Origin of the sequence: Kitasatospora sp. NPDC101155, from assembly GCF_044768305.1 — a bacterium.
Classification (GTDB): domain Bacteria; phylum Actinomycetota; class Actinomycetes; order Streptomycetales; family Streptomycetaceae; genus Kitasatospora.
On sequence record NZ_JBIWPN010000103.1, the window covers coordinates 1 to 10,516 of the forward strand.

At 69.6% G+C, this 10,516-nt stretch carries 9 protein-coding genes and 1 pseudogene; 3 read left to right on the plus strand and 7 right to left on the minus strand.

Going from position 1 to position 10,516, the window contains the following annotated elements:
- Positions 1-61: 61 nt before the first annotated feature.
- Positions 62-481, plus strand: coding sequence for a hypothetical protein (locus ACIRYZ_RS45560; RefSeq protein WP_402955354.1), 420 nt, complete (start codon positions 62-64; stop codon positions 479-481).
- A 121-nt stretch (positions 482-602) separates the two neighbouring features.
- On the opposite strand, the gene ACIRYZ_RS45565 is transcribed toward ACIRYZ_RS45560, so the two are convergent.
- From ACIRYZ_RS45565 to ACIRYZ_RS45595, 7 genes and pseudogenes are all read right to left on the minus strand, one after another.
- Positions 603-1,214 (minus strand): transposase, encoded by a 612-nt coding sequence (locus ACIRYZ_RS45565; protein WP_402955357.1) that lies wholly within the window; start codon positions 1,212-1,214, stop codon positions 603-605.
- Positions 1,215-1,279: 65 nt separating this feature from the next.
- Positions 1,280-1,684 (minus strand): annotated as a pseudogene (locus ACIRYZ_RS45570) (transposase); the annotation flags it as partial.
- A gap of 192 nt (positions 1,685-1,876) precedes the next feature.
- A complete protein-coding gene (locus tag ACIRYZ_RS45575) occupies positions 1,877-3,016 on the minus strand; it encodes a helicase associated domain-containing protein (RefSeq protein WP_402955360.1) in 1,140 nt (379 codons plus the stop codon).
- Between the two features lie 407 nt (positions 3,017-3,423).
- Entirely contained in the window at positions 3,424-4,812 is a 1,389-nt protein-coding gene (locus ACIRYZ_RS45580; RefSeq protein WP_402955363.1) for an SMI1/KNR4 family protein, read from the minus strand.
- A gap of 214 nt (positions 4,813-5,026) precedes the next feature.
- Positions 5,027-5,428: a hypothetical protein gene (locus ACIRYZ_RS45585; RefSeq protein WP_402955366.1), complete on the minus strand. Its 402-nt coding sequence runs from the start codon at positions 5,426-5,428 to the stop codon at positions 5,027-5,029.
- 58 nt (positions 5,429-5,486) lie between these two features.
- Positions 5,487-7,049, minus strand: a complete 1,563-nt coding sequence (locus ACIRYZ_RS45590; protein ID WP_402955369.1) for an ISL3 family transposase — start codon at positions 7,047-7,049, stop codon at positions 5,487-5,489.
- Between the two features lie 129 nt (positions 7,050-7,178).
- The gene (locus tag ACIRYZ_RS45595; protein WP_402955372.1) at positions 7,179-7,757 is read right to left on the minus strand and encodes a helix-turn-helix domain-containing protein; all 579 of its coding nucleotides are present in this window, start codon (positions 7,755-7,757) and stop codon (positions 7,179-7,181) included.
- Between the two features lie 42 nt (positions 7,758-7,799).
- Here ACIRYZ_RS45595 and ACIRYZ_RS45600 point away from each other — a divergent pair, with 42 nt between their 5' ends.
- Complete coding sequence (locus ACIRYZ_RS45600) at positions 7,800-9,056, plus strand: serine aminopeptidase domain-containing protein (protein WP_402955375.1); 1,257 nt, start codon at positions 7,800-7,802, stop codon at positions 9,054-9,056.
- Positions 9,057-9,504: 448 nt separating this feature from the next.
- Positions 9,505-10,516, plus strand: a 1,012-nt coding sequence (locus ACIRYZ_RS45605) for a tyrosine-type recombinase/integrase (protein ID WP_402955378.1), incomplete at its 3' end; no start/stop codon positions are given.

Below are 10,516 nucleotides of genomic sequence, written 5' to 3' on the forward strand. Positions count from 1 at the left end.
GCTTACTCATGTTGCTCCTGGTTCCCACCTGTGACTGCTTCCTCTGGGCTCATACGCCCCAGTGTCCAGGTGTCCAACCAGAGGGTGGAACTTCAAGGCCCAGTGGCTCTCCAGCGACCAGCTGGAATACATCCGCTACCTCTGGGACGACCCCTACACCCAGCTCGCCGTCGTCTTCGTGGGTGGAGAAGGCTGCTACCAGACTCTGCGCAAAGAACCGATGCTCTCCTCCCGGATCTTCATCTGGCAGCGCCTCGCCCGCCTCACCCCAGAGGAGGTCCTGGAGGTGATCCCGCTCTTCCACCCCGTCTGGGCCGACGCGGACCCGCACGACATCGCCTTCGCCGACCAGCACGCCGCTCACGGAAACTTCCGTGCCTGGGCCCAGCTAACGGCGCACGCCCGCACCGCCTTGGCCCGCACCGGGCGCCCGCGGATCGACCAGGAACTCCTACGCTGGGCCTTCAGCCGCCTCGGATGACCCACCGTGCGGGCCGGCCCCCAGCCTGCCACCGACGGACCCACCCCCGCCCTGGACCACGTGGCCGAAGCCGCCGAATTCACCGCAACGGGGCGGCCGGTGCGCTACTGACTTCAGCGCTTCAAGGTGATGGCGGTGGGAGGTCGAGAGAGAGTCCGGTCCCGCTGAGGAAGCCGTCGAGGATGTCGGAGCGGTACTGCAGTTGCTTGAGACGGTTGCGCACGAGGGCCTCGAGCCGGTCAAGGGCGACGCTGGCGAGGTTCGCCAGACTGCGCTTGACATGGGCCCACAGATACTCGACCGCGTTCAGCTCGGGTGCGTAAGCGGGCAGGATGAACACCGTCAGCCAGTCCCGCGCATCGATCAGATCGCGCATCGCATGGGAGACGTGGGTGTTCAGCCGGTCCCACACCAGCACGATCGGCGCTTTGACCAGCTGATGGACCCCGTCTATCAGCCCGATGTAGTCGCGCTCGGACAGGCTGCGGCGCTCGCCCTTGCGCCCGCTGTGCCGTCGCAGCCGATGACACAGCCGGGTCCGCGAGCCCGGTCGCATCGCGATCAGCCCGGCGACCGAGACCCGTCCGGAGCCCCGGCCGCCCACCTTCACGACCGGGGTGATGCCGCGGCGTCCCCACGTGCGTCCCTTGGGCGGTCTGCGGGTGAACCCGGCCTCGTCCTCGAAGCAGAGCCATCCGTCGCAGGCCGCCCGGGCGCTTTTACCTCCGCCCACGTCACCTCCCTCCACGCGGACACCGCCTGCTCATCGCGTTCCGCGGCCCGCCGCGCCGGGACCTGCGGGGTGAAACCGAGACGGTGCATCAGGCGGGTGGCCCCCGAGACGCTGTAAGCGACGTGGAACTTCCGCCCGATCAGCGTCGCCACCCGCGCGCCGGTCCACACCTGATCCTGGTCCCAGCCATGTACGGCCGGCCCCTGCTCGAGGTACTCGGCCAGCTTCTCCTGGCACCGCGCCGACAGCTTGCATCGCTGCCCACTCGGTCCTCGTGAGGCCAGCGCGCCGGCCCCGTCCTCCCGCCAGGTCTGGTGCCACTGGTAGGCCGATTTCGCGGTCACCCGCAACCTGCGGGCAACCTCCTTCGGCGGGACGCCTTCGTCGAACAACGCAGCGGCGTCCAGCCGCACCGTCTCGCGGCGCTGACGTGCCTTCGCCGTCAGCCCGCCCCCATCCGCATAGCGCATACCAACGGCATAGCGCGCAGATGCGCATCAGTCAGCTACGCAAACAGGCCAATCACCTTGAAGCGCCAAGGTCAGTAACGCCGAAAGGCCGCCATCCCACGCGGGGGTGACGGCCTTCCTATGCCTTCTCGGGGCTGCCGAAGCGTACCGCCGGCCTCGGACACCGCCCCGGCCCGGGACAGCTCTACCTGGTCATGCCCACTCGACTCCGTGCTCTGCGAGCTGTGCGAGCTGGCCGGGGCTGAGCTTGGCTCGACGGGCCTTGGTGTTGTTCAGGAACGCCCCCAGGCCGACCGAGACGACCTCCACGCTCTCCTCCCCGCCAGGACCGGCGACGACGACCTCCAGCGGCTCGCGATGGGGCCTGGGCACCCGAGCATGGCCCTCCCGTTCGACGAAGGCCGCGAGCGCCGCGAGGCCCTGGGCGAACCGATCCACCCGCGACGCCTTCGGCTTCGCCGCGGCCGCCGCCCGCGCGGCTGCCAGGTCCTGGTCCTCGCCGATGCCGAGCGCCGACAGCAGATCCCGCTGCTCCTGGTCGAGCTCGGCCCACCCGGCCCGCTGCGCCCGCACCCACCGGCCGAGCTGCTCGCCCTCGAACACCGTCTCCACGGGCAGCGCGGTCCAGTCGACGCGGCCGTCGGACTCCTGCCACCACTGCCTCGCCACGGCGTACGCCCGCTGCCAGGTGATAGGCCAGGCCGGGCACCACCACGGGTCGATCTCCTCCAACGCCCGCCGCCGATCCGGCGCCAGCGCACCCGGCTGACCGGCCGGCACCTGGGCCGCAGCCCGCAGCTCCGAGAGCCACGTCCCGATCGCGTACCCGCCGACCGAGGCCCGCGCCGGCGCCGCCAACGACCCGCCGTGCCCCTTCGCCCAGACCCGCGCCCAGTCGAGCCCGGCCTCGAACCGGGCGTCGGAGACCGACCAGACCATCCCGAGCCCCTCCAGCATGTCGACCCGGTGTCGCGCCAATTCACCATTCGCGTGCTCGCTGCGCCTGTCCGACAGCCATTTCCCGAGCGGAAAGTTTCCCTCTTCTCCGACCATGGCGGAATAGGGCACATCGAGCCCACCGGTCTCTTCGTGCCACCGGCGGGCGTGGTTGATCCCCTCCCGCCAGAACTGGTTCTCACCCGTCAGCACCCGCGACGCGATGAACAGCGCGAGCACGTTCTCATCCACCGGCGACTGGAACCGCACCGGCAGCGTGAACGCTCCCGAACCACCCTCAGCTGACCAGCTCTCACCAGGCCCAACAGCAGCCTCAGCGCTGCGCCCCTTGGTGCGCTTGCCGGACTTCTGCGGTACCGCCAGGGCCTCGACCACCTTGGCGTCGTGGCTGCGCAGCGCGGTTATCCAGGGGTGGGGGAGTGTGAGTGACGGTTGTTCTGCCTGCCATCCCGCGGGGATGGCAATGGCACCAGCTCGCCGGTTCTTGTCGGCGTTCGGCAGCTACTGCCTGGGGCAGGCGGCAGGGGCGGGGCCAGAGCCTGGGTGCTGCGCCCGCTGGTGTGGGCGCGTGGCTTCCGCGCCCTGCCGTCTACGGTCATCCTTTCTGTGGTGGCGGGGGTGTTGCCGCCCGTGCCTGGTGGCTGTGGGACGGCAAGTGGGCGTCCGTCACCGCGGACAGGGGGACCGATGGGTGCCATGCCGGGGCCCGAGGTGGTGTCGGCGGCGATCGCCTCGCCGACCGGGAAAGCGTGGTTCTGTGCGATCCGTTGTTCGTCCGCTGGCTACGTCACGGGGCCGAGGTCGCCTTCGATGACGGTCTGGATGATCTGGGGCCGGTCCCAGAGGGCCAGGAGTTCGTTGGCGATGGCCACGATGGGCAGGGGGTCCTCGTTGCCGCGTACCTCGATGGCGGCAGCCGACAGGCTGCGCGGGACGGCTCCGGCGTCGAGCAGGACGCGCCATTCCTGCGGTCCGAGTTCCAGGAACTCCAGGCCGGTCAGCTTCGCGATCTCAAGCGGGTCGGCGAGCGTACCGGGGTAGGCGGTGAGGGTCCGCAGGCGCGGCAGCCCGATGACCGGGGAAAGGCTGACCGGCTCATCGTCCCACACGCCGATGGACAGGACCTCCAGGCCAGGGTGGGCGGCAGCCTCGACGCTCTCCAGGCTCCTGATGTTGACCCAGGCGACGGCCGGCTGCCGGTCGTCGTGACCGCCGCCGCGGTGTCCGCTGGGCCGCTCCAGTACCAGGTCGGTGAGGGAGTCAGCGAGTAGTTCGGCGCCGGTGCTCTCCTCGTGGCTGAGCATGATGATCTGCCCGACATGACCGTGTGGGCCCGGTGTCAGGTCGACCGCGAGCCGGTCTCCGCCGCCGTTGTCCCCGAAGGCGATCCAGCCGGGTGAGCCGACCAGGCCCTGAACCGCGGCGTCGGGAGGGGTGACGACCGCCTCCTTTGCCGCGAACTCCCAGCGGCAGTAGCGGGATGGCGCGTCGGTGACATACAGCTTGTCCAAGGGGAACAGCTCGCAGCCGACCGCTGCAAAGACACGTTCTGCTGCCTCGTAGTCGTCGCCCCAGTCCTCCCACTCCCACCGTGCCCGTGTCACCCGGTAGAGCACCTTGAGCTCGTCGGGCAGCGTGACGCCGAGACGCGCTTCTGCGGCGGCGATCTCCGCCTTCGTCGCGCCGATGGCATCGGGCAACCGCTCGCGGAGCGTCTGCTCCAGTAGCACCAGATCCGCTGAAGGGGCCGGCACCGCCCCGGGAACCGGATCGGGGAGGCGGCGCCAGGGCTCGGGAAGGGAGCCCTCGACCAGGATGAGCGCCCCCGGGTGCGGGTTGCCGATGCCGGGCTCCACAGCGGGACTGGGCCCGAGCAGGTGGAGCGCGGTCTTCCCGGTCAGCGAGATCTTCGCTGTGAACGAGATGTCGTTGATGTCGGTGTCCGCGAGCGCGCTCTGCACCCGCTTCACCGCGTCGAACTCGTCCTGCATGTCCTCGATCTGGGCGGCTCGGCCAGACGGCGGCGGCTGTCGCCGCAACGCCAGACTCCAGCTGTGCCGGCCTATGCGTCCTGCCACACGGACGGACGGGGCGGCATACCTCTCCGCGTTGCTGGCCAGCAGGAGCCGCAGCACGGGCTCCCAGGTCGTGAAGTCGTGTATCGAGGGCAAGGGGGGCTTCTGATCGACCATGAACAGACCGTACGCGGGGCCGCTGACACCGAAAGGTGTCCGGTCTAGGGCCTCAAGATCTGTGGGATGAAGTCCAACCCGACCCGCGTCGAAGGTCGGATTCACCTTGGTGCCGCCTTCTGGGGCTTGTGTTGGTGGCCAGTTCAGATTGGCTCTGGCGCGAGTTCCGTGATCTGGTGCGCTGGCGGGGCTTCTACGAATCCCGTGCGACGGTGATATCGACGGCATGTGCGTGCCCAACTGCGTCATCTACGTCGACGCGCGCCCGGTGGAGGCCTGGTCCGAGCAGGCTGGTTGTGAATCGGCTTTGTCCCATGATGTCCCCGACGATGAGCCGCCCGTCGGGCAGCAGGAGCGGCCCGCTGAACACGGTGGTGAACCCGAGGCCGGGACCGGCGACGCTCTCGGGATCGGCATGAAAGATCCGCACTCTGACCAGGGAGGTTTGCGGCTGTACTCGCACAACCAAGTGGGTCTCGCAGGCTGCGGCCACCCGACCGCCGAGTTCGAGGGATGCCGGGATCCACTCTGAGGACCCCAACGCGATAACCGGGTGGTTCACGTACAGGTCGAGCCCGGCGATCTGCACGGGCACCCCTTTCCTCGCCTCTCACGACGGTCAGCTCTGGAGAGTACAGGCGGGCGCTGACATCTCATGTCGCGAGAAGGACCCGCTTTCGGAGGAGGTCGAGCTTCGCTCGGCCGAACATCTGGCGCTTGAGCATCTTGATCCGGTTGACGTGACCCTCGACCGGGCCGGAGTTCCAGTGGAGCGTGAGGCCGGCCGTGACCGCGTCCCAGTCCTTGCGCAGGCCGTTGGCGAAGCCTCGCAGCTCGGGCAGGGTGCTGGCCTCGGCGTCCGCGGTCCATTGTTCGAGTTCCTCCTGGCCGCGGCGGTTGACGAGCATTGATGCAAACCTCGCGATGAGGACACAGGCCTCGTCCAATTCGCGGCAGCGGTTGCGGAGTTCCTTCAGCAGGACACGGTCGGCCTCGGGTCGGTTGTCGGGGTGGGTGAGGATCAGCCTGGTGACCTCGCGGGCCTTGGGGATCGGCGGGCGGGTGGTCGGCTTGGCGTTGTCGCGCAGACGGTGGATGAAGCGGCGTACGGTCCGCTCGCTCACGGTCAGGCCGCGTTCGGCGAGTTCGCGGTGGAGGCGGTCGGCGCTGGTGCAGCCCTCGTTGAACCTGGCGATCAGGTAGGCGGCGTGGCCGTCCAGGCTGGTCTGCCGGCCGCCGGTGGGCCCCGCTCCTATGAGCTCGTCGGCGGTGGCGGCCCGTATGAACTTCCGCGCCGTCTTCGGGTCCAGGCCCAGTTCGGCGACGATCTGGCTGTGCCCCATGCCCTTGTCCATCAGGGCGTGGACTGCGGCGTGGCGCTCGCGGGTGCGCTGGGCCAGCCGTCCCTCGGGCAGCACCACCTTCTCCCTCTCCGGTGCCGGCGGGACCCACTGTGGGCGCAATCGGGCGACCAGCCGCTCGGCCGCCTCGCCGAGGTTCTGCCAGAGGTGAAACCTGTCCGCGACCTGCGTCGCCGTGCCGGCGCCACGGTCCGCGCCCTCGGCGTAGTAGCGGGCACGGTCGCGGCAGACGACCTCGACCCCGGGATGCTCGGTGAGCCAGTCGGCCAGGGCGTCGGCGGACCGCTCTGGTAGCACCTCGACGGGGCGGCGGCCCTCGATATCGATCAGGACCGTGCCGTAGTGGTGGCCCTTGCGCAAGGCGAAGTCGTCGACGCCGAGCACCCGGACCTTCCCGGTCAGCGGGTCGGGCAGTGCGCGGATCAGGCGTATCAGGGCGTCCCGGCCGATCCCGTCCGACAGATGCGCGGACAGCCGGGCGCCGGCCCGGCCGCCGAGTGCGAGGGCGACGGTCTCGCGGACCTTCCGCAGCGACACGGTGCACCGCCCATAGCGGAACGTCAGGCCCGGGACCTGCTCAGCGAAGGTCCGCTTCCCGCACTCGGCACTGTCACAGAAGAACCGGCGCACCCGCAGGTGAAGCACCAACTCCTGCCCGGAGACCGCGGTGTCGCTGATCCGCCGCTCGTAGCCACTGTGGACCCGATCAGACCAGGTCCCGCAGCCTGTGCACGACGCCCCCGATGTCCTGCCTCTGGCATGCACCCGGACCGACCGGCCAACCGATCGGACCAACTCGACGTGCAGCAGCGCGAACTGGGGGAACAAGACAGCCAGAAGATCAGCAACAGACACCCGACATGATCGCCAACCATCAAGATCCGCGGGCAGCTTTCACGGAACTCGCGCCAGAGCCTTCAGATTCCTCGCTCGCGGCCAGTTGGCGGGGAGTCATCTGGTCGCGAATGTCACGGTGCGTAGTCGTCAACGGGGTGGCTGTCCGGTTTCGGTCGGCGGCCGCTCGACTTCCCGCTGCGGGGCTTCCACCGGGAAGTGGATCGGACTGAGCAGGTATTGCGCCCGCTCGGGGCTGGGCGAGTTGGCCAGCCTTGGCACGATGGCCGCGCGTAGCTCGCTGATCAGCTCCGTCAGCTCCGTGGGGCTGAGCCAGAGGGCATGCTGCCGGTAGCCCACCTGGTCGGCCATGGGGTCTGCCTCCTCCCGGTCGAGATAGGCGTTGAACTCGGCCAGCAAGGCGGTCATCGCCGTGGTGAATGCCTGCCGATAGTCCTCCGGGGTGAGCGTGCGGACCGCCTCGGCCCCGATGACGGCCCGGTCCGGGCGCAGCCGGTAGTGCCGTTCCACCGCCCCACGCACCCGGTGCTCCTCGGCCACCTCCAGGATTCCGCCGCTCACCAGCAGATCGATGTGCCGGTAGACGGTGGCCTTGGAGGCTTCCGGGATACGCGCGCACAGCTGTGCGGTGGTCAGCATCCTTCCGCCGCCCATCGCGTGCACGATCCGCAGCCGGATGGGGTGGGCGAGCAGTTTCAGGGAGTCCATACCTAAACTTTCTCACAACTGCTACCGTTCTCAATTATGCGAATGAATGGGGATGGGGTGCTGGAGGTGGCGCGCAGCTTCGCCGCGCTGCTGCGGGCAGAGCGTTTCGACAAGATCGCGGAGCTCTTCGTGCCCCCGCTGCGGGCCGCGGTCTCCACCGAGGCGCTGCGACTGGCCTGGGCGGCCGAGGCCGCCGGCCACGGCGGGATCCGGGCGGTCCAGGAGCCGCAGATCGAGGCCGGCGAAGCCGACCCGATCCGGGTGCGCATCGCGATCACCTGCGCCGACGGAAGCTTCACCGTGGTCGCATCGGTCGGCGGCGACGGCCTGCTGCACGGGCTGCGCCTCGATCCGTACGGTGGCGCCGTGTGGCAGCCGCCGCGCTACGCGCAGCAGGACCGGTTCAGCGAGCGGGAAGTCCTGCTCGGAGCCGGGGCGCTTGCCGTGCCCGGCACACTCACCCTGCCCGACGGCCCCGGACCGTGGCCCGCCGTGGTCCTGCTCGCCGGCGGCGGGCCGTTCGACCGGGACGAGACCAGCGGCCCGAACAAGCCGCTGAAGGACCTCGCCTGGGGGCTTGCCTCCCGCCAGGTGGCCGTGTTGCGCTTCGACAAGCCGACCTTTGCACACCCGGACCGCCTGCCCTCCGACTTCACCATGGCCGACGAGTACCTGCCGCCCGCGCTCGCCGCCGTCCAACTGCTCCTGCAGCAACCCGAGGTGGCCTCGGACCGGATCCATCTGCTCGGCCACAGCATGGGCGGCAAAGCGGCGCCTCGGATCGCCGCTGCCGATCCGTCGGTCGCGGGCCTGGTGCTTCTTGCTGCGGACGCGCAGCCGATGCACCAGGCGGTCGTCCGGGTGGCCCGCCACCTCGCGGCCCTCGCCCCCGGCCCGAGTACCGACGAGGCGGTGGCCGCGCTCGCCCGGCAGGCCGAGTTGGTGGCAGGCCCCGAACTCGCGCCCGACACACCGCAGGAACTGCTGCCCCTGGGGTTCTCCGCCGCCTACTGGCTCGACCTGCGTACCTACGACCCGGTAGCCACGGCGGCCGCACTGGCCTGCCCGATGCTGATCCTGCAGGGCGGGCGGGATTACCAGGTGACCGTCGCCGACGATCTAGCACTCTGGCAGCGCGCCCTGGCACACCGGCCCGGGGTGGCGATCCGGATCCACCAGGACGCCAACCACCTCTTCCTCCCCGGCAGCGGCCATCCCACCCCAGCCGAGTACGCCCGGCCAGGACATGTCGCCCCTTCGGTGGTCGACGAGATCGCGACCTGGCTGGCACCACAATAGGGAGGACAAGGCTCCGACCAGGGCCAATGCGTCGAGCCCACAGCGGTCACCGCCGGTTACACCCGTAACTGGCCGTCCGTGGGACATTCCTGGTGGCCGCTGTCAGGCTTGGAACTGAGCATCGTCACCGACCTGGGTTCTGTTTTCGTGTGTCCGGAGGGGGACTATCTACAACTGGTGGGTTGGTGGGGTGTGTTTGGTGGGGTGGTTCACCTGCGGGGATGAACGTGACCACCCGGAGCCACAGCGGCCGGTGGGTGGTGGTTACGTTCGGCTCGTGGACAGAGTGTTCGTGGCGGAACGTGCCACATGTACGTCAACTGGCCTGCAGCGTCGGGTAGTTGTCGACGCCAGCACGCTTGCGCTGCATGTCGAGGCGTCGGCGTATCTGGCGTCGCTTCGGGCTCGGGGCCTGTCGCCGAACACCGAGCGGGCCTACGCGGGCAGGGTGGCCCTCTACCTGGACTACTGCGCGGCGCGGCGTCTGGTGTGGTCGGCGCCGAGTTTCCTGGCGCTGACCGATCTGCAACGGTGGCTGGTGTCCGAGCCGCTGCCGCCACGGGGCCAAAGCCGCCCCCGGCTCCCGCGCTACCGGTCGACGGGGACAGCGAACGCCGTGATGACGGCGGTCGCAGACTTTCTGCGGTTCGGCCGGCTGCACGGCTGGGTGCAGGCCGAGACGGCGGAGTTGCTGTCGGAGCCGAAACTGCTGCGGTTCCTGCCCGCCGGGTGCGACGCGGGAGAGGGGGAGACCGCCCTGGAGGTACAGGTCTCGCGGTTCCGCTTCAAGACCGCCGATCCGGGATTCGAGGTACTGGACAGCGACCAGATCCAGCGGGCGATCGCCCAGGCGGGCAACGCCCGGGACCGCTTCCTGGCCGCCCTGCTCGCGTGCACCGGGCTGCGGATCGGCGAGGCACTGGGACTGCGCCGCGGCGACATGCACTTCCTCGCGTCCTCGCGCCCGCTGGGCTGCCAGGTCGAGGGTCCACACCTGCACGTCCACCGCCGCACCGACAACCCGAACCGGGCCCTGGCGAAGTCCCGCACCTCCCGGCACGTGCCCGTCACCGCGGACCTGGTCGCCTTCTACGCGGACTACCAGTACGAGCGCGACCGCGTCGCAGCGGCTGCCGTGATCGACATGGTGTTCGTCAACCTCTTCCGCCCGCCACTGGGCAGCGCGATGTCCTACTCAAGCGCCAAGGACGCCTTCGACCGCCTCGCTCACACCGTCGGCCACGCCTTGCGTCCGCACATGCTGCGCCATTCCGCGGCCACCCGCTGGCTGCGCGAGGACGTGAGCCGCGATGTCGTCCAACGGCTGCTCGGCCACCGATCGATCCACTCGATGGAGCGCTACCGGAACCCTCGGGAGTTGCATCAGATGGGCGAGAAGTCGCAGGTCGGCAGCTCACGGGAGGGGCGTGAGGCTCTCAGAAGCTACTATGCGCTGGCGG